The organism is Roseburia sp. AF22-2LB (assembly GCF_003461125.1).
Lineage (GTDB): Bacteria > Bacillota > Clostridia > Lachnospirales > Lachnospiraceae > Roseburia_C > Roseburia_C amylophila.
The window spans coordinates 408,265-428,401 of the sequence record NZ_QTWM01000001.1; the positions used below are offsets into that span (position 1 = coordinate 408,265).

Below are 20,137 nucleotides of genomic sequence, written 5' to 3' on the forward strand. Positions count from 1 at the left end.
ATAACAACAGAGAGGATAAGATAATGGTCTTGGCAGTAATACCGGCTCGTGGCGGCTCAAAAGGAATACCACGGAAAAATGTCCGTTTGATGAATGGAAAACCACTTATTTATTATGCAATTCATAATGCAAAGAATTGTCCAAGCATTGATGATGTTGTAGTTTCATCTGATGATGAAGAGATTTTGAAAATAGCTTCTTCTTATGGTGTAGAGACCATGACCAGAGATAGTGAACTGGCAAAGGATGCCGTGACATTAGACCCGGTTATCTATGATGCAGTCTGCACCATGGAAAAGAAGAAAGGGATTCAGTATGATGTGGTAATTACCTTACAGGTAACATCACCGTTACTTTCTTCTGATACCTTGGACAAGGCTTTGGAAAGCTTTTTGGCTTCTTCCGATGATACTTATATCAGTGTGGTAAATAAGCCGCATTTATCATGGACGAAGAAGGATGGCTGCTATGTACCGAATTATGAGAAACGTCTGAACCGTCAGCAGTTACCGCCGAACTATCTTGAGACAGGTGCATTTCTGATTACAAGAAGAGAATGTATGGAGGTAAACAGCCGTATTGGAAAGAAGGTTTCTGTCTATGAGATGCCGGAGCGTGAGGCGGTGGATATTGATGCAGCTTCCGACTGGGTATTGTGTGAGCATGAACTAAAAAAGAAACGGATTATTCTTCGGGCAGACGGATACAAAGAGCTAGGAATGGGACATATTTATCACTGCCTGACACTGGCATATAATCTGACCGGACAGGAGCTTCTCTTTGTAACAAAAGAGCAGCATGAGCCGGGACTGAAGAAACTGCAGGAAGCAAATATGCCGGTACATACCATTAAGAGTGACGAAGAATTCTTGGAATTCGTGCAGGAATGGAAGCCGGATGTAGTAGTAAATGACTGCCTGAATACCAAAGCAGATTATATCAAAGAATTAAAGAAATATGTAAAACGTGTCGTAACGATAGAAGATCTTGGTGAGGGAGCCGATTATGCGGATGCAGTGATTAATGCTCTGTATGAAGATCATACCAGAGGAGATAATTATTACTGGGGATCCAATTATGTATGTCTTCGGGATGAATTTTTCTGTGCCACACCATCCGTATTTCATGAACAGGTGCAGAATATAGTGGTTATCTTCGGTGGAACAGACCCTTCGAACTTTACCAAGAGAATCTATGAGATGGCAAAGCGGATCCATAAGGATTATCCGGAGATTAAATTCCATTTTGCACTGGGCGTAGGGTATGACCAGAAAGCAAATCAGATTGAGACAGATGAGACAGCAGGCATCTATGTAGAGCAGAATTTAAAACACATCAGCGACCTTTTTGGCAAGGCAGACCTGGCATTTACTTCTCAGGGCAGAACCGTCTATGAGCTTGCCACCATGGGCGTACCTGCAGTGGTTATGGCTCAGAATGAGCGTGAGATGAAGCACACCTTTGCACAGATGAACAACGGTTTCTTAAATCTTGGACTTGGAATCAACGTGGCAGATGAAACCATTGAGACAACCTTTCGCTGGCTGGTTGAGACACCGCAGATTCGAAAGGAAATGCAAAGCCTGATGATGCGTCATGACCTGAAGTCCGGTATTAAGAGGGTAATTGGATTGATTTTGGAGGACGAAGAATAGATTTTGGTAGCAAGAGTGAGACCATTGAGACTAAAAATGAGACCATTGAGACCAAAGTGAGACTAATTGGAGAACAAATATGCAGAAGAACATAGCATGGCTTTCGAGCCTGCGTGGAATAGGCTGCCTCTTCGTACTGGCGGCACATCTTGGCGCAAGCTCGACAAATTATGGAATGTATTTTAACGGCTGTGGCAAAATAGGTGTCTGGCTGTTTATGATTTTCAGTGGATTCTGGTTTCTGTATCCGCTCTGCCAGAGGCAGCAGGCTTTGAAGGGGCGGAATCTTATGGGCTATTATGGCAAGAAAATCATCCGGATTATGATACCATATCTGGCAGTTCTGTTGATTTCCATGGGACTGGGATTTATTCCGGATGGAAAGGAACTGGTGCGGCATTTGTTGCTGATAGATGGATTTGGGCATTTCTGGTATATGCCGGTTATTATGAAATTTTTCCTGATTGCACCGCTGTTCTGGCTGTTGCAGCAGATGATAAGGAATAAAAAATGGCTGTTTGCAATAATCGCAGGAATTGGCATTGCACTGTCAGTAGTATTTCCGTTTACCACATACACAGAAAATTCCACGCAGTTGCGGTGGTATGTTCCGGTATTTTTAATGGGAATGCTTCTTGCAATTATCTGGGACTTCTGGAATAACTGGAAGGAAAACAGCGTAGGAGCAGATGTAATTGTACTGGTGTTGGCAGTAATATTATTTTCCTTTACACCATGGTTCCGGCAGAAACTGTGGGGAATCGAGCCATCTGCTTATCTGCAGAATAAATATCTGCTGATGGGGGGATTGTGGTGCCTTATTATTCTTGGAATCGTAAAAGGAAAAATATGGAAAGCATGGCTTAATAAGAGCCGCATCCTGCAATGGATTGGAGAAATCAGCTTTCCGCTGTACCTCATTCATTTCCCAATCTTAATGCGGTTAAATACTACGGAAATGGGATGGACGAAAAAAGTGATTATTGTATTGGTTACAAGTATTTTACTGGCGGCAATTCTCCATTGGGGCGTGGAAAAGCCATGCATCACATTGGCAAAGAAACTGACAGAATATAAAAAGTCAGAGAAGTAAAGGAGAAATGAATATGAGTAAAATTATAGAACGTGCTCTGACACATAAAGCAGTACTGATTGCAGAGATTGGTGTAAATTATTATGACATTGCAAAGAAAATGAACATTTCCAATATGGAAGCTGCGAAGTTAATGATCAAGAAAGCCAAGGATGCCGGAATCCATGCAGTAAAATTCCAGACCTATAAAGCTGATACGCTGGCAGCAAAGGATTCTCCTTCTTACTGGGATACCACGGAAGAGACAACAACATCCCAGCATGAGTTATTTCAGAAATTTGACCAGTTTGGCGAAAAAGAATATCAGGAGCTGAAGGATTACAGCGACGAAATCGGCATTGAATTTTTATCCACTGCATTTGACATCGAATCTGCAGATTATCTCGATAAGATGATGGATGTCTATAAAATATCTTCATCAGATATGAACAACCTTCCGTTTGTGGAATATCAGGCAAAGAAAAATAAACCAATGCTTATTTCTGTAGGCGCAGCCAATGAGGATGAGATTGACCGCATGATAGCAACAGTCCGTAAGGTAAATAACCAACCGCTTTGCATCCTGCATTGCGTACTGGAATATCCGACTCCGTATGAGCATGCCAACTTAAATAAGATAGCAAGCCTGAAAGAAAAGTATAAGGATCTGATTATCGGATATTCAGACCATACGAAGCCAGATGCCTGCGCAGATGTAATCAAAACAGCGTACAATCTGGGCGCAGTAGTGATAGAGAAGCATTTTACCCTGGACAAGACCTTAAAGGGAAATGACCACTATCATGCTATGGATCCGGATGATGCAAGAAAGATTCTTGCTGGACTGGAATTTATTGATACCATTCGTGGCAAAGGTGATTTATGCTGCTTAGAGACAGAGCAGACTGCCAGAAAGAATGCGAGACGTTCGTTGGTAACAACCTGCGATATTGCAAAAGGAACCGTAATCACAAGAGAAATGCTGACCTTCAAGAGACCGGGAACTGGAATTTCTCCGGAACGGATGGAAGAAATTATCGGATGCACGCTGAAGGTGGATGTGGCAGAGGATACGATTTTGAAGGATGAAATGTTAGGATAGAAAATTCTGAAATGCATAAACTACATCATAGTAACAATTTGACAGTTGCCGTATTTTTTTTACGGCAGCTATTGAAAAGGACTGAGAAGTAAGTTATTATGGATGTAATGAGAGAAAGCGAGGAATCTATGTTATTAGAATTTCACGTAAAGAATTTTAAAAATTTTAAAGACGAATTGATTTTAGATTTAAGCAGAACAAACAATTATGAATTCAGTGAAGAGGCTGTCCAGGATGGTGTTGTTAAGACCGCTTTGATTTACGGTGAGAATGCCAGCGGAAAGACAAATCTTGGTTATGCCATTTTTGACTTGATTCTTCATTTGACAGATAAGGAAAAAGCAAGTGAAGATTATTCTCCATATGCGAATTTAGAGCATCGAGGATACGTGGAATTTTATTACAAATTTCGGTTTGGTGAGCATATTCTTGAGTACAGTTACAGAAAAAGCCCAACAATGCTTCTTGTGAAAGAAGATGTAGAGATAGATGGAAAGAGAGTCATCTTTTTTGATTATAGAGCAAATAAGGGAGAAGTTCTGCTGAAAGGTGCAGAGAATCTTAATACAGATTTGGCAGAGAAAAACATTTCCTTTGTGAAATATATTGCCCGCAATACGGTTTTAGATGATAATGATGAGAATAATACGTTTGAAACTTTTATTGATTTTGTTGAGCATATGCTGATGTTCAGTTCTTTGGCAAAGAATAGTTACCAGGGATTTACAGTAGGAAGTGAAAATATTGGAGAAGGAATTATTGAGAGAGGCTATGTGAAAGAATTTCAGGAATTCCTAGCATCAGTGGGAATTAAATATGAATTGGTGGCAAAAGAGAGTGATGGAAGCAAGCGGTTATTCTGCCGGTTTGGAAAAAGGGATGTAAGCTTCTTTCGGATTGCATCAAGAGGAACCAGTTCACTGGCATTGTTCTACTATTGGCTGATTCAGATGAAAGAAGCATCCTTTGTATTTATTGATGAGTTTGATGCATTTTATCATGATACATTAGCAGAGCAGGTAGTGCGGGAGTTGTTGGCAATGGAACATACTCAGGCATTATTTACAACACACAATACTGCAATTATGACGAATGATTTGTTAAGACCGGACTGCTATATGCAGATTGTCGATGGACAGATTCGTTCTTTTGCAGATTCAACGGAGAAGGAGTTACGCAAGGCACATAATCTGAGAAAGATGTACCAGGCGGGGGCGTTTGATGGAAAATAATTGTATTGCAGTTATCTATGAGGGGAATAAGACAGAACGGATATTGATTGAGAATTTGAAGAAGATTTTCTTTTTAAACAGAGCCAATATTGTTTTTGTTGGATTTCCTGCAGGTCAGAATATTTATATGCTGTGGAAACAAATCCAGAAAGATGAGTACGAAACAGATTTAATAGAGCTGATTCGTGAATATAATAAGGATGCAGCAGAAAAACTAAAGGGATATAGCCGGGATGATTTCTCGGAGATATATCTCTTTTTCGACTATGATGGACATAATTGTAATTTGAGTGCAACAGATCCGGATGGAACTGCTGTACTGGGGGAGATGTTAGAGACCTTTGATAACGAGACAGAATTAGGAAAGTTGTATATCAATTATCCGATGGTAGAAGCAATACGGGATAATAAAAAAGAAGACTGCTGTTACAGAAGGTGCAGCGTATCTTTGGAAGAAGCAGGAAAATATAAGAATATAGTTTCAGATATGAAAGAGTTTCAGGATTTTCGGAAGTATACATATGAAGACTGGCAGTATCTGTGCCAGCAGGCAATAAAGAAAGCAAACTGTATTGTTCAGGGAAAATATGAAACTGCATCTTATAAGGAATTGTTTCAATATTTGTCACAGAAGGATATTTATCAGAGTCAGCAGAAAAATTTTGTAAGCAAAGGGGAAATAGCAATTTTAAGTTCGGTTCCGTTATTTTTGCTGGAATACTTTCCGGGAACCTTTTATGAAAAGATATTAGAGCAAGCATTGTGTTGAAAAAAGTCATCAAAACAAGTAACATGAGATTATATAAATGTGTAAACAAATAAAAAATTAAGGAGGGCACCAATGAAGAAAAAAGTGGGAAACAGATTAATTGCCTTGTTACTGGCATTATTTATGGCAGTAACCATGATGCCGGATATGGTGGTTGGGGCAGAAGAGACAGACAATGGGGTGGCTGATGAAGCACAGAAGTGTGGCTATGAGCAGCCAAAGGCCATCAATGTCGGAGAACTTGATGAGGATGAAGCAGAAGATTTACCAATAGTCAGGGCACAGTATAATGTAGCAGATGCATCTTACTGGGCAGTATATGGCTCCGACTATTATTATAGTAAGATGTCTGGTGCAGAGAAGCAGTTCTATCAGGCACTTTATGATGTGAATATGTCATTCCTTACAGGAAATAAGAGCGCCGGCTATAAGACCTTTGATTCTACGAGACATTATCATTCGGGCTTTGTTTCAATCGGCAGTCTGGATTTGGATACTGCACTGGAAGTAGCAAAAATTCTCCAGATGTCCAATCCGCAGTTCTATTTTGTAAATGATGAGATGCTTTATGGTGTGAATTCAGATGGTAAATATCAACTGGCATTAGGCGTTTACAATACCTGCTCAAATGGAAGTGCAAGAGCGGATAAGACGAATGGAATTAAAAACAAGCTGGATTCATGGATAGCATCGATTAAGAGCAAAGCGACAATTCTTGATATGGAGCAGGAAGCACATGACATTATTATGCAGAATTGCTGGTACTCTGAGAAGGGAAGCTATCATCAGAGCAGTGCCGGAGTTCTGTTAGAAGGTAAAGCAGTATGTGCCGGTTATGCGGAAACCTTTGAAATGCTTTGCAATGCAGTTGGTATTCAGACGGTATGCGTTACCAGCAGCAGTCATGAGTGGAACAAAGTAAAATTATATGGCAGATGGTATGTGGTGGACTGTACCTGGGATGATGATGCAGATGATACAACCGGAACTGCCTATAGTTATTGGTGTTTTAATGTATCCGATAATTTCAGTGATGAATATGGCAAGTGGTCGCATACAGCAGAAAGCTGGTGGAGCAGCTATAGTGTTCCGGTCTGTGAGAATGACAAAGTAATTACAGATAGAGACTATAACTATCAGGGAGTGGATTATTCGTCAGTATTTGATGTGGATTATTATTTGAAAACCTACCCGGATATTAAAGCAGCTTTCGGTGCAGATGAGAATCAGGCATTTATGCATTTTATTAACTGCGGAATGGCAGAAGGACGTCAGGGAAAATCAAGCTTTAATGTAATCTCTTATAAGAACAGGTATAAGGATTTAAGGATGGCATTTGGCAATAATTTACGCTCTTATTATTTGCATTACATATCAAATGGTAAAGCAGAAGGACGTAAGGCGACTGGTGATGTGGCGATTACGGATGGTGTCTTTGTATATAATGGAGTAGACTATTCCGCAGTATATAATTACAGCTATTATATTAAGAAGTATCCAGATATTGCAAAGGCGTTTCCAAATGATGATATCAGTACACTGGCTCATTTTGTGACATGCGGCATGAATGAAAAACGTCAGGGAAATATGAACTTTGATGTGAATTCTTATTACAATCAATATGCAGATTTACGGAGTGCGTTTGGTACAAACTGGAGAGCTTATTATCTTCATTATATACAGAATGGCAAGGCAGAGGGTCGGAAAGGAACCGGAACTAAAACTATGCAGGGAACTACTGTATACAATGGAGTAGATTATTCTGCAGTTTATAATATGAGTGATTATCTGAACAAGAATACAGATGTGAAGAAAGCTGTTGGTGGGGATGACCTTGCTGCGATTGCTCATTTTGTGAATTATGGAATGAAAGAAGGACGTCAGGCAAGCAGTAAATTTGATGTGAATTCTTATCGTATGCGCTATAAAGATTTGAGAAGTGCATTTGGTTATGATTTGGCAAGTTATTATTACCATTATATGAGTTCCGGTAAAGCAGAAGGTCGTCAGGCAACCGGAAAAGTAACAGATATTGACGGGGTTACAGTATATAATGGAGTGGATTATGCTGCAGTTTATAATTTTAATTATTATGTGGACGCAAATCCGGATATCAAGGCAGCATTTGGAAATGACGATCTGGCTGTATTGTCACACTTCGTGAATTATGGAATGAAGGAAGGCCGCCGTGGTTGTGAAGCATTTAATGTGTTGACCTACCGTGAGAAAAATGGAGACTTAAAAGCCGCATTTGGCGATGACTTGAAACAGTATTATATCCATTATATAAACTATGGTAAAAATGAAGGAAGAAAAGCAGCATAGATTGGAATGCAGATAAGAAAGGCTGTTGCACAGGCAGATGAAATTCGGCGGTGCAGCAGCTTTTTCCATTTTGTGACAAAATTCTTAAGATTTTCATAATGACAAGTAGTAATTCTTTAAAGTAGATTCATATCGTGTTACAATACAAACAGTTGTGCAGATAGAAAAATATGGAGAAAATACTTATGAGAAAAACATGGAGACGACAGCTTGCCTTGGGGCTGGCAGTGGTAACAATATGGACGGGTGGAAATGCAGAACATTTCTATGCGGGGCAGAAAAATTGTGAGACTTTGGCAATCAGTACAGAGAGGCTGACAGATACAGAACAGAAAATCAATCTGGATAAAGTCAATTATCAGTTGAAGAAAAGTGCGTATGCACCTGTTTTTGATGCGTCCTATTATGCAAAGAATAATAAGGATTTAAAAATAGCATTTGGAAATGATGAAAATGCACTTTTTCAACATTTCTTAAATTACGGAATGTCAGAAGGCCGTCAGGCAAGTGCGGAATTTAATGTAAGGTCTTATCGGAATGCTTATGCAGATTTACGACAGGCATTTGGAAATGATTTAAAGAGTTATTATCTGCATTATATGAATTGTGGTAAGAGGGAAGGACGGAAGGCAGCCGGTGTTGCAACCTTGCAGAACCCGGTTACAGTATATAATGGCGTAAATTATTCGTCTGTATATAATTACAACTACTATATCAGCAGAAATCCGGATGTTGCAAGGGCATTTCCGGATGATGATATCAGTACTCTGGCACATTTTGTGAATTATGGAATGGCAGAAGGACGCCGGGGAGCACAGAATTTTGATGTAGCATCATACCGGAATGCGTATGCAGATTTGAGACAGGCATTTGGAAATGATTGGAAAAGCTATTATCTGCATTATATGAATTGTGGTAAGAGGGAAGGAAGAAAGACAACCGGTGTCACTTCATTGCAGAATCCGGTTACAACATATAATGGGAAAGATTATGCAGCCGTATATAACTATAATTATTATATTTCAAAATATAGTGATTTAAAGAAAGCATTTGCCGGAGACGACAGAGCAGCAATCCGCCATTTCGTGGAATGCGGAATGGCAGAGGGCAGACAGGCAAGCAAAGATTTTGTATTAGGCGTGTATAAGAGCAATTACAGTGATTTAAGAGCTGCATTTGGCAATGATAATAAGAGCTATTATCTTCATTACATAGATTGTGGTAAAAAGGAAGGCAGAAATGCAGTAACGAAGATTGGTACACCGCCGAAGCCAGAACCAAATCCGGAACCGGAAGAGCCGGCAACAACGGAGGATAAGATTAAAGCAAAGGTTGCAAAAATCAGTAACGATTATGGCGTGACAGTCCTGACTGGAGATTCGGCAGGCTTCTATTGGACGGATACTTATTGTTCCGGAGAGACAGACCCGGAGACAACGCTTACATGGATTACAATGGTGGATGAACAGATGGCAAGATATCCAAAAGGTTTTTTTACAGACATGCAGGATATTACTACAGTAACCATAAAGCTGGTACATAATTTGGATGCCGGTGGAGGTTCTTTTGCAGGAGTGACAAGCAGGGAGTATGGAGATCAGATGTTTATTGCACTAAATACATCTCAGTCCTTTTTATTGTCTGATAGAACCTTTAATCATGAAATGATGCATCTGATAGAATATTATATAGAAGCAAAATCATGGAATGCTTCTACACAGCAGTATGAATCACCATTAAAAGCAACGGAAGCAATCAAACCGGATGCAGAAGTGAATAGTACAAATAATGATTATACCACATCGGACTATAACAGAGGGTGTGAAGAACAATATTATATTTCTGCTTATGCCAAGACCAATGGAAGGGAAGACCGGGCAGAAACATTCACAGATTATATGTTCCGTGCCTATAAGAAGGACTATATGATAAGGGCAGACTATCCTATCCCAAAGAAACAGCAGATTATTGCCGACTGTATCAGACAGTATTTTCCATCAGCAGCAAGCCAGCCGGCAGGCAGTCTTTCATGGGAAAAGTGGTTGCCATAATCAGATAAAGTGTTAAAATAGATAGTTAGTAAAAAGAAACAAGTAGTAAAGCAGCAAAGGAGCAAAGACAAAATGAAAAAGAAATGGAGCAGAAAAGCAGCCCTTTTGCTGGCAGCAGTAACAATTCTTACCAGTCTGCCTACAGAATATCTGTATGCAGCACAAACGCAGGAAACACAGGATACTGTAACGCCAGAAGAGCAGAGCAATGAGGAAACAGTAATAGACACAGCCCTTACCGGACAAGAGAGTATTACAGACACTGAGCAGGAAACGACAGAGGCAGTAGAAGGAACAACCGCTACAGAAGAAACTGCTGATGGAACAGAAACTGCCGGAAAGTCAGAAATAGAAACACAGAGTGCGGACACACAAAATGCAGTGACAGCAGATATATTGGCAGCAGAAGATTTACTGAATTATCTGGTATTAGATAATGCGTACATAGCAGTTGGCGGTACACAGAATGTAGTTGCCAATATCGGAAATGAAGATTTAGCTATTGGTGGTGGCAGATTACTGTATCACAGAGTATCTGATGGAGCAGCTTATGAGATGGCAGCTACAGAGACAGATGGAAACGGTCTCAGATTTTCAGAGACTTTTGCAGATGAGAGCCGTACCGGTGAATATGCACTGGATGCTATCATTTATGAAAAAGATGGTCAGGAATATCAGATTAATTTATCTGATGCAGGAATGGACGTTAGGTTTGGTGTCAATACAGAAGTAGAGACCAATCCGGATGCAGAAGTAGTAGATGAAGCGACCACAGATGTAGATATGGATGTAGTAAGCTTTGATGAAAATGGCAATCAGACATCAGAAGATTCGATTGCAGATGCCATTGCAACCCAGAAAGCAGAAGCAGCAGAATCCGGAATAAGCACAGCACGTTATAATGGAAATGTGGTTGTTGTCTTAGACCCGGGGCACGATGGAACCCATGGCGGAAGTTCTGCAAATGGATTCGTGGAAGCACAGCTGAATCTGAAAATTGCACAGTATTGTAAAGCGGAACTGGAAGAATACTATGGTGTGACTGTATATATGACGAGAGATTCTGCCTCCTGCCCGAATGGTGGGGGAGATAATAAATCCTGCCTCCAGCGGAGAGCTGATATAGCAAGAGATATGGGAGCAAATCTTTTTGTCTCTCTACATAATAATTATTCCAGTGCATCCAGTGCATCCGGTGCAGAAATCTGGTATCCGAACCAGAATTATAACCCATGGACCAGTCAGGTGGGTGGCTCTGCAGCATCCTGTATATTAGAACAGTTGACCAGCCTCGGATTAAAAGGCAGAGGGACACAGATAAGAAATGCAAATGAGGATAAATATCCGGATGGTTCGGCAGCAGATTATTATGCAGTAATCAGACACTGTAAGGAATATGGTATCCCTGGAATTATTGTAGAGCATGCTTTTATGTCTAATTCTTCAGATGCTGCTAACTTTCTTTCCAATGATGAAGGATTAAAAAAACTTGGTGTGGCAGATGCAACCGGAATTGCACAGTATTTTGGGTTAAAGAAAGAGAAACCGGAAGAATATTCAGCAGTATTTGATGCTGCATATTATGCAGACCGCTATCCTGATTTAAAGACAGCATTTGGCAATGATGACAGTGCATTATTACAGCATTTTATACAGTATGGTATGGCAGAAGGACGCCAGGGAAGTTCCCAGTTTGATGTATATTCATATAAGAATCTGTACCCTGATTTGAGGGCAGCATTTGGTAATAATTTAAAGAGTTATTATATGCACTATATTAGTAGTGGAAAGTCAGAAGGCAGAAAAGCCACAGGTGTAAATACATTACAAAAGCCGATAACGACGTACAATGGAATAGATTATTCTGCCGTATACGATTATAATTATTATCTGAAAAAGCATAGCGATTTGGCGAAGATATATACGAATGATGATATAGGATTACTTGCTCATTTTGTGAATTGTGGAATGAGTGAAGGCCGTCAGGCCAAAGACAGCTTTGATGTTTTCTCTTATCGTAATCAATATCAGGATTTGAGAGTAGCTTTTGGAAATAATTTAAAGAGCTATTATATGCATTATATTAGTAATGGTAAAGCAGAAGGAAGAAAAGCTACAGGTGTGAAATCTATTCAGAATCCAATAACAACATATAATGGAGTAGATTATTCTGCGGTATATGATTACAATTTTTATATCAAAAAATATAGTGATTTAGCAAGAATATATACAAATGATGAAGTAGGATTGCTTGCCCATTTTGTAAACTGTGGGATGGCTGAGGGACGTCAGGCAAAGGCTGATTTTGATGTTTTCTCTTACCGGAATCAGTATCAGGATTTAAGACTGGCATTTGGTAAGGACTTAAAGAGTTATTATTTTCATTATATGAATAGTGGCAAAAAAGAAAGGCGGACTGCTGCCGGTGTCAAGGTACTTCAGAATCCGGTAACAATTTACAATGGAACGGATTATTCTGCGGTATATGATTACAACTATTACAACAGTAAATACAGTGATTTGAAATCTGCTTTCAAGGGAGATGACATTGACCTTTTAGCCCATTTTGTAAATAATGGAATGAAAGAGGGACGTCAGGCAAGCAAGAAGTTTAACGTTCAGATATATAAAAACAATTACATGGATTTGCAGCAAGCGTTTGGCAATGATTTAAAGCCATATTATATGCATTATATCCAGAATGGTAAGGCAGAGGGCAGAAATGCAGAATCACAGATATATCATTCTGTAATAACAAAATCAACTACAACAGTAAATCAGATGGTAAATTATTATAATGCCAAAGCTTCTTATCCGGCATACTACGGAAATGCCAATGTTCCTGATATCAGAAGCTTTTGCCAGGTTTATTATGATGAAGCAACGGCAGAAGGAGTGGATCCGGCATTGGCATTCACCCAGGCAATGAAGGAGACTGGTTTCTTAAAATTTACCGGACAGGTAAAAATTGATCAGTTTAATTTCGCAGGAATGGGTGTAACAGATGCAAGCACGAATGGAGATTCTTATCAGAATGTAAGAGAAGGAATCCGGGCGCATGTGCAGCATTTAAAAGCGTATGCAGTAAAGAATCCAACCTTTGCGAATCCTGTTGTAGATAAACGTTACAGTTCCTGGTTTGCAGCAAACCGCTCTGGTACAGCTCCATACATCGAATGGCTTGGTATATCAGAAAATCCATCTGGATTTGGTTGGGCTACAGAAAAAGGATATGGTTATAGTATTTTAAATGATTATATGAATCAGTTATATAAATATTAATAAGAATAAAGAAGATAGGAACCGGATGGTCGTTATTTGACCATCCGGTTTATTTTTGGTACAATATAGAAAGCTATGATTTCTTTTAAAATGGAGGCAACTATGGCAGAAGTAAACTTTATAGTAGAATGTATCAGATTATATGCCCGGGAGGAAAGAACATTGATTATTCGGGGATTTTTCCCGGAAGATAATCCGGAAAACCGAACATTAAAAGTGTATCTGAATCAAAAAGAAATTCCAGTGGAATATACGATTACCAGTGGTGCAGAGGTAAGACGAAGACACTTGCAATACCGGATGAATGTAGGAGAAGAAATCACTGGAAAATTATTGTTACCGGAAGAAACTGTAGTAGATTTTAAAATATGTAGTTGCCTTGGAACAGAAGAGACAGAAGTATATCATGTTAATAAAAAACAGTTCGAGAAGATGATAAATCATCTGGATGGAAATTTGGAGATGGAACGCCTGGAAGATGGGCAATTTGTACTGACAGGATGGTGTGTGGCTGGAGAACAGACAAAGTGCCAGGCACAGGTAGATGGAAAAAATGTTCCGATAGATGTTCAGTGGAAATATCGAAAAGATGTTATGGATGTATTTCCTGAGTTAGAAGAAACGGTAAAATGCGGATTTGAAATTTATGTACCGGAACAAAATGGCAGAAAACTCAGTTTACATTTATATGCAAATGAAAAAGAAAATAAGTATATCGTGTCTCTGGATAAAGTGAGACATGGTGAAAGTGGGCATGATACAGTAAGCCTGTTTCAAAAAGGGATATGTTATTGGAAACAGTATGGTGTGAAACGTACAATACGTAAAATAATTAGAAAAATGCAGGGAAAAAAGGATACTGTATCATACGAGGATTTTCTGAAAAAATATGGTGTGAAGGAAGAAGAACTGGCTCGTCAGAGACAGGAAGTATTTGAAAATGGTCCATGTTTCTCCATTGCAGTTCCGCTGTACCAGACAAAAGAAAAATATCTGCGGGAAATGATAGAATCGGTACAGGCACAGACTTATACGAATTGGGAGCTTTGCCTTGCGGATGGAAGTGGCAGGGAGCACAGCCTCCAGCCTGTTGTCGGGGAATATATTGCAAAAGATAAACGGATTAAATATTGCCTTTTAGACAGCAACGAGGGAATTGCCGGCAATACCAATGAAGCATTGAAAATGGCAGACGGTGATTTTGTTGTGCTGACAGACCATGATGATTTACTTTCTCCGGAAGCACTGTATCAGTGTGCAAAAGCGGTACAGAAGGAGCCGCAGACAGATGTGATTTATTCGGACGAAGATAAAGTGGATATGAGTGGAAAGAAGTTTTTTGAGCCACATTTTAAATCCGATTATAATATTGATTTGTTGTGTACCATGAATTATATCTGTCATCTCTTTGTTGTTCGCAAAGATGTGATGGAGCGGGCGGGGCTATTTGAAAGCTGTTATGATGGTGCACAGGATCATGATTTTATTTTACGCTGTACCGAGAAGGCGGAGCATATCGTGCATATTCCCAAGGTGCTGTATCATTGGCGGTGTCATGCACAGTCAACCTCCGAGAATCCGGAAAGCAAGTTATATGCCTTCGAAAACGGATGCAAAGCGGTAAAAGCACATTATGACAGAATCGGAATTCCAGCAGAAGTGGAGCAGGGACCCTTCTATGGGATGTACCGTACCCATTATCTCTGGAAGGAGCAGCCGCTAGTATCTATTTTGATTCCAAATAAGGATCATGTTGCGGATTTAAAAAAATGTATGGATTCCATTGAAGAGAAATCCTCATACCGGAATTTTGAATTTATCATTGTAGAGAATAACAGTACAGAAGAAGAGACCTTCGCTTATTATAAAGAGATTGAGAAAAGGGATAATGTCAGAGTTTTATATTACAAGGAAGAGTTTAACTATTCAAGAATTAATAATTTTGGCGCAAAAGAGGCAAATGGGGAATATGTCCTGCTTCTGAACAATGATACAGAAATGATTGAACCGGACAGCATCAAAGAAATGCTGGATGTATGCATGCGTCCTGATGTTGGAATTGTGGGAGCAAAGTTAATATTTGAAGATAATACCATTCAGCATGCCGGAGTTATCATTGGATTTGGCGGTGTTGCAGGACATGCCTTTATCGGACAGGACAGAGATGATAATGGATATTTTTCAAGAATTATAAGTGTTCAGGACTTGTCAGCAGTAACGGCAGCCTGCCTGATGGTAAGACGAAGTGTATTTGATGAAGTAGAGGGCTTAAATGAAGAATTTAAGGTAGCCTTTAATGATATTGATTTTTGCCTGAAGGTAAGAAAAGCGGGCTATCTTGTAGTATATAATCCATATGCCCAGTTCTATCATTATGAGTCAAAATCCAGAGGGCAGGAGGATTCCGCAGATAAAGTAGCAAGATTCCAGCAGGAGATAGGTTTATTTGGAGAACGATGGGGAGAACTTTTAGAAAATGGAGATCCGTACTATAATCCGAATTTAACACTGGATAAAGCAGATTTTTCTTTGAAAGAGTAGCGTATTTATTGTGTTAAAGAACAAAAAGTCATATAATGACGTTAATATACAATGGAGGATGAAAAATGATTAATTTCAACGAACCACCTTATATGGAAAAAAGCATGGACTATATCCGTAAGGCGGTAGAAAATAAGAAAATATGTGGGGATGGAGAATACACAAAGAAGTGTAATGCCTGGTTAGAAGAACATACAGGAACAAAAAAGGCATTACTGACAACATCCTGTACCCATGCAACAGAGCTTGCAGCAATTCTGTCAGAAATTAAGCCGGGAGACGAAGTAATTATGCCGGCTTATACCTTTGTGTCAACAGCAGATGCTTTTGTACTAAGAGGGGCAAAGGCAGTATTTGTAGATATCCGGCCGGATACCATGAATATCGACGAAAAACTGATTGAACATGCAATTACGGATAAGACAAGAGCAATTGTTCCGGTACATTATGCCGGGGTATCCTGTGAAATGGATACTATTCTTGCAATAGCAAAGAAATATAATCTTCTGGTGATTGAAGATGCAGCCCAGGGTGTGATGTCTTCTTATAAGGGAAAAGCACTTGGAACCATGGGAGATTACGGATGTTACAGTTTTCATGAGACGAAGAATTACAGTATGGGAGAAGGCGGAGCACTTTTAATCCGGGATGAGAAAAATGTAGAGAATGCAGAAATTGTCCGGGAGAAAGGAACAAACCGTAGTAAATTCTTCCGGGGGCAGATTGATAAGTATACCTGGGTAGAAGCGGGGTCTTCTTATCTGCCAAGTGAATTGAATGCAGCATATCTTTATGCACAACTTGAAGTAGCGGATAAGATTAATGAAAAACGTCTGTCTATCTGGAACCGCTATTGGGATGGATTGGAAAAATTATCTGATGAGGGTAAAATTGCCCGCCCAACGATACCGGATGGTTGTGTACATAATGCACATATGTTTTATCTCAAGGCCAGAGATTTAGAAGAAAGAACAGCTTTAATCAGTTATTTAAAGGAACAGGGTGTACAGGCAGTATTTCATTATATACCATTACATACAGCACCGGCAGGTCAGCGTTATGGTGTATTTGCTGGAGAAGACCGTTATACAACAGTGGAAAGCGAGAAGCTGGTTCGATTACCGTTGTATTATAATCTGTCATTGGAGCAGGCAGATTATGTAATTGATAAGGTCAATGCATTTTACAAAGAGAGATAAATGAAAATACAGGAAAGAGGATTAAGGATATGGTTGTTATTATTGGGGCAACAGGATTTATTGGAATGTATACGGTAGACCGCTTTTTAGAAGAAGGCTATGAGGTGCTGGCAACTGGAAGAAATGCAATCATGAAGCAGGAACTGGAAGCAAAAGGCGTTACCTGTGTGTCATTGGATATTTCGAAAAAAGAAGATTTTGATAAATTACCGACAGAAGGTGTAGAGGGTGTCATTTTACTGGCAGGTCTGCTTCCGGCAAATGCACCGGTGGATATCAGTGCAGATGAGAATGCCGCAGACTATATCCGTATCAATGTAGAGGGAACCATTAATGTGCTGGAATACTGCCGGAAGAATGGCATTAAGAAAGTGATTGCTACCAGCAGCTATGCAGATGTAAGAAATGCATGGAAAAAAGGCGTTGCCTTAAAAGAGACAGAGCCGAGAGATTTCATGTATACTGGAGACCATGCGGTATATGTGATTTCCAAAAATGCCGCCAATGATGTGATGGAATATTATAATGAGCAGCATGGCATGCAGTGTGCATCTTTCCGCCTGCCACCGGTATACGGAGTAGGACCTCATTCTGAGATTTATGTGAATGGTAAATATTATAAGACCGGAATCCAGACCTTTATTGAGAATGCAGAAGCCGGAAAAGATATTGAAATCTGGGGTGACCCACAGATTTCCAGAGACATTATTTATGTAAAGGATGTTGCGAGAGCATTTGTGCTGGCATTACGCAGTGATAAGACCTATGGTCTTTATAATATGACATCCGGTACAGAACTTACTTTAGAGGAGCAGGTGCAGACCGTTATTGATGTATTTGGACCGGGTAAGGGTTCTAAGATTGTCTATCGCCCGGACAAGCCAAATAATACACCATCCTTTTTGTTTGACATGACAAAGGCGAAGGAAGATTTCGGCTTTGTACCGGAATATCTTTCTTATCGTGCAATAATGGAAGATTATAAAAAAGAATTAGAAAGCGGAAGATGGGATAAGTTCATCGCAAGCCGCCGCAAGGATAAATAAGTGCCGGGAGGATGGCAATATGAAGAAAATTGTAATTATAGGAGCGAATTCTTTTCAGAATCCGCTCATTTTAAAGGCAAAAGAGATGGGATATGAGACACATGTATTTGCATGGAAAGATGGCTCTATCGGAGAGAGGACAGCAGATTATTTTTATCCTATCAGCATTGTGGAAAAGGAAGCAATCTTAGAAGAATGCCGGAGGATTCAGCCGGATGCAGTTGCAACAATAGCATCTGATCTTGCCAATATTACCGTGCAGTATCTGGCAGAGCAGCTTGGATTACCACATAATTCTGACAACTGTATCTATATATCTACCAATAAATTTGCTATGCGGGAAGCTTTTTCGAAGCATGGTGTGCCTACACCGGGCTTTGTCAGTGTATGTGAAGGGGATGATTATGCGGCGGCTGTAGCAGATATGCAGTTTCCAATGATTGTAAAACCGACCGACCGTTCCGGAAGCCGCGGTATTATGAGGGTGGAACGTCTTGAAGAGATTGCTCCGGCAGTGGAAGAGGCAGTGCGTAATTCCTTTGAAAAGAAGGCAATTATTGAGGAATATATCGAAGGCAATGAATATAGCTGTGAATGTATTTCTTATCAGGGCAGACATCATGTACTGGCGGTGACAAAGAAATATACCACAGGATATCCTCATTTTATTGAGACCGGACATATGGAGCCGCCGGAGCTTTCTGAAATCGAAATGAACCGGGTGAAGGAATTTATTCCGAAGGCACTGACAGCCCTTGAGATTGAAAATGGTGCTTCTCATTCAGAATTTAAACTGGATGCCGATGGTAATGTACGAATCATTGAAATCGGTTCCCGTATGGGTGGCGACTGTATTGGCTCCCATCTGGTATATTTATCTTCCGGATATGACTTTGTCCGCATGGTAATTGAGACTGCTTTGGGACAGGAACCGGAACTGACACCGGCACATGAGCCAATGTGCGCGGGAATCCGCTTTGTGTTTACAAAGAAGGATCTGGATGTCTTGGAAGAGATTAAGAGCAAAAGTCCGGAACTGCTTCAGATGGTCAGTGAAATGGAGCCGGTAGGAGAACATCAGGTAGTAGACAGTGGAAGCCGTTTTGGTTATTACATTCTGGCTGGAAAAAATCAGGCAGAGATTAAGGATTGGTTGGAACGATGAGTAAAGTAGAAGGAAAGAAAAAGTGGATACTGCTGATTTTACTGCAGCTGGTAATTATGATATACACATTATCCGGTGTGGCAGCGAAGTTTGCAGCAGGATATGAGTTTTTATCCATGGGATTTATTCTGTGTTACGGAGTGGAAATCTGCATCCTTGGATTGTATGCCATTTTCTGGCAGCAGATTATCAAAAGGGTTGATTTGTCGGTAGCATATGCAAACCGGAGCATTGCGATTCTATGGTCTATGATCTGGGCAGCGCTGATTTTTGGAGAACATATTTCGGTACAGAATATTATTGGTGTCCTTCTGGTAATTGCCGGCACCATGATTGTGAATAAGGAGGGTTAAAAGATGATATACTGGCTTTTTCTGGTGGCATCCGTAGTAGTAGCTTCCTTTTCGCAGATTTTGTTAAAGAAAAGTGCTGCAAAAAAATATGATAATGTAATAAAGGAATACTTAAATCCATATGTCATCATCGGATATGCCATGATGGTAGGAACTACCGTATTGACGATTCTGGCATATCATGGAATTGAATATAAGAATGGCCCGGTCATTGAATCCCTGGGCTATATCTTAATTATGATTTTAAGCTTTTTCTTTTTTAAAGAGCCGATTACAAAACGTAAAGTATTTGGAAATGCACTGATACTGCTTGGCATTATCGTGTTTTACTTATAGGAGGGTATG

14 protein-coding genes are annotated in these 20,137 nt (G+C 39.9%); all 14 read left to right on the forward strand.

All coding sequences use genetic code 11. The features are described 5' to 3' along the window. The first annotated feature begins 23 nt into the window (after nucleotides 1–23). Entirely contained in the window at nucleotides 24–1,655 is a 1,632-nt protein-coding gene (locus tag DWX96_RS01815) for a cytidylyltransferase domain-containing protein (protein WP_118056484.1), read from the forward strand. 79 nt (nucleotides 1,656–1,734) lie between these two features. Continuing rightward, nucleotides 1,735–2,748 carry an acyltransferase family protein gene (locus DWX96_RS01820; RefSeq protein ID WP_118056483.1) on the forward strand — a complete coding sequence of 338 codons (1,014 nt, stop codon included), beginning with the start codon at nucleotides 1,735–1,737 and terminating at the stop codon, nucleotides 2,746–2,748. A gap of 13 nt (nucleotides 2,749–2,761) precedes the next feature. Then, complete coding sequence (locus DWX96_RS01825; protein ID WP_118056482.1) at nucleotides 2,762–3,829, forward strand: N-acetylneuraminate synthase family protein; 1,068 nt, start codon at nucleotides 2,762–2,764, stop codon at nucleotides 3,827–3,829. A 98-nt stretch (nucleotides 3,830–3,927) separates the two neighbouring features. After that, a complete protein-coding gene (locus tag DWX96_RS01830; RefSeq protein WP_242988686.1) occupies nucleotides 3,928–5,061 on the forward strand; it encodes an AAA family ATPase in 1,134 nt (377 codons plus the stop codon). After that, nucleotides 5,051–5,830, forward strand: a complete 780-nt coding sequence (locus tag DWX96_RS01835) for a hypothetical protein (RefSeq protein WP_118056481.1) — start codon at nucleotides 5,051–5,053, stop codon at nucleotides 5,828–5,830. The genes DWX96_RS01830 and DWX96_RS01835 overlap by 11 nt, the downstream gene beginning before the upstream one ends. Before the next feature lie 72 nt (nucleotides 5,831–5,902). Beyond that, nucleotides 5,903–8,155, forward strand: a complete 2,253-nt coding sequence (locus tag DWX96_RS01840; protein WP_118056480.1) for a transglutaminase domain-containing protein — start codon at nucleotides 5,903–5,905, stop codon at nucleotides 8,153–8,155. A 185-nt stretch (nucleotides 8,156–8,340) separates the two neighbouring features. Next, entirely contained in the window at nucleotides 8,341–10,206 is a 1,866-nt protein-coding gene (locus tag DWX96_RS01845; RefSeq protein WP_118056479.1) for a hypothetical protein, read from the forward strand. Nucleotides 10,207–10,278: 72 nt separating this feature from the next. Continuing rightward, entirely contained in the window at nucleotides 10,279–13,488 is a 3,210-nt protein-coding gene (locus DWX96_RS01850; protein WP_118056478.1) for an N-acetylmuramoyl-L-alanine amidase, read from the forward strand. Between the two features lie 102 nt (nucleotides 13,489–13,590). Continuing rightward, nucleotides 13,591–16,029 (forward strand): glycosyltransferase family 2 protein, encoded by a 2,439-nt coding sequence (locus DWX96_RS01855; RefSeq protein ID WP_118056477.1) that lies wholly within the window; start codon nucleotides 13,591–13,593, stop codon nucleotides 16,027–16,029. Between the two features lie 65 nt (nucleotides 16,030–16,094). Further along, nucleotides 16,095–17,228, forward strand: coding sequence for a dTDP-4-amino-4,6-dideoxygalactose transaminase (gene rffA, locus DWX96_RS01860; protein WP_118056476.1), 1,134 nt, complete (start codon nucleotides 16,095–16,097; stop codon nucleotides 17,226–17,228). A gap of 29 nt (nucleotides 17,229–17,257) precedes the next feature. Then, nucleotides 17,258–18,274, forward strand: a complete 1,017-nt coding sequence (locus tag DWX96_RS01865) for an NAD-dependent epimerase/dehydratase family protein (protein ID WP_118056475.1) — start codon at nucleotides 17,258–17,260, stop codon at nucleotides 18,272–18,274. Between the two features lie 19 nt (nucleotides 18,275–18,293). Then, entirely contained in the window at nucleotides 18,294–19,439 is a 1,146-nt protein-coding gene (locus DWX96_RS01870; RefSeq protein ID WP_118056474.1) for an ATP-grasp domain-containing protein, read from the forward strand. Then, complete coding sequence (locus tag DWX96_RS01875; RefSeq protein ID WP_117698685.1) at nucleotides 19,436–19,792, forward strand: transporter; 357 nt, start codon at nucleotides 19,436–19,438, stop codon at nucleotides 19,790–19,792. Before DWX96_RS01870 ends, DWX96_RS01875 begins: the two co-directional genes overlap by 4 nt. Nucleotides 19,793–19,795: 3 nt before the next feature. Next, complete coding sequence (locus DWX96_RS01880; protein WP_117698686.1) at nucleotides 19,796–20,128, forward strand: EamA family transporter; 333 nt, start codon at nucleotides 19,796–19,798, stop codon at nucleotides 20,126–20,128. The last annotated feature ends 9 nt before the right edge of the window (nucleotides 20,129–20,137 follow it).

Coding starts and splice junctions, on each gene's coding strand:
- DWX96_RS01815 (WP_118056484.1), top strand. CDS start 24: ATGGTCTTGGCAGTAATACCGGCTCGTGGCGGCTCAAAAGGAATACCA.
- DWX96_RS01820 (WP_118056483.1), top strand. CDS start 1,735: ATGCAGAAGAACATAGCATGGCTTTCGAGCCTGCGTGGAATAGGCTGC.
- DWX96_RS01825 (WP_118056482.1), top strand. CDS start 2,762: ATGAGTAAAATTATAGAACGTGCTCTGACACATAAAGCAGTACTGATT.
- DWX96_RS01830 (WP_242988686.1), top strand. CDS start 3,928: ATGGATGTAATGAGAGAAAGCGAGGAATCTATGTTATTAGAATTTCAC.
- DWX96_RS01835 (WP_118056481.1), top strand. CDS start 5,051: ATGGAAAATAATTGTATTGCAGTTATCTATGAGGGGAATAAGACAGAA.
- DWX96_RS01840 (WP_118056480.1), top strand. CDS start 5,903: ATGAAGAAAAAAGTGGGAAACAGATTAATTGCCTTGTTACTGGCATTA.
- DWX96_RS01845 (WP_118056479.1), top strand. CDS start 8,341: ATGAGAAAAACATGGAGACGACAGCTTGCCTTGGGGCTGGCAGTGGTA.
- DWX96_RS01850 (WP_118056478.1), top strand. CDS start 10,279: ATGAAAAAGAAATGGAGCAGAAAAGCAGCCCTTTTGCTGGCAGCAGTA.
- DWX96_RS01855 (WP_118056477.1), top strand. CDS start 13,591: ATGGCAGAAGTAAACTTTATAGTAGAATGTATCAGATTATATGCCCGG.
- rffA (WP_118056476.1), top strand. CDS start 16,095: ATGATTAATTTCAACGAACCACCTTATATGGAAAAAAGCATGGACTAT.
- DWX96_RS01865 (WP_118056475.1), top strand. CDS start 17,258: ATGGTTGTTATTATTGGGGCAACAGGATTTATTGGAATGTATACGGTA.
- DWX96_RS01870 (WP_118056474.1), top strand. CDS start 18,294: ATGAAGAAAATTGTAATTATAGGAGCGAATTCTTTTCAGAATCCGCTC.
- DWX96_RS01875 (WP_117698685.1), top strand. CDS start 19,436: ATGAGTAAAGTAGAAGGAAAGAAAAAGTGGATACTGCTGATTTTACTG.
- DWX96_RS01880 (WP_117698686.1), top strand. CDS start 19,796: ATGATATACTGGCTTTTTCTGGTGGCATCCGTAGTAGTAGCTTCCTTT.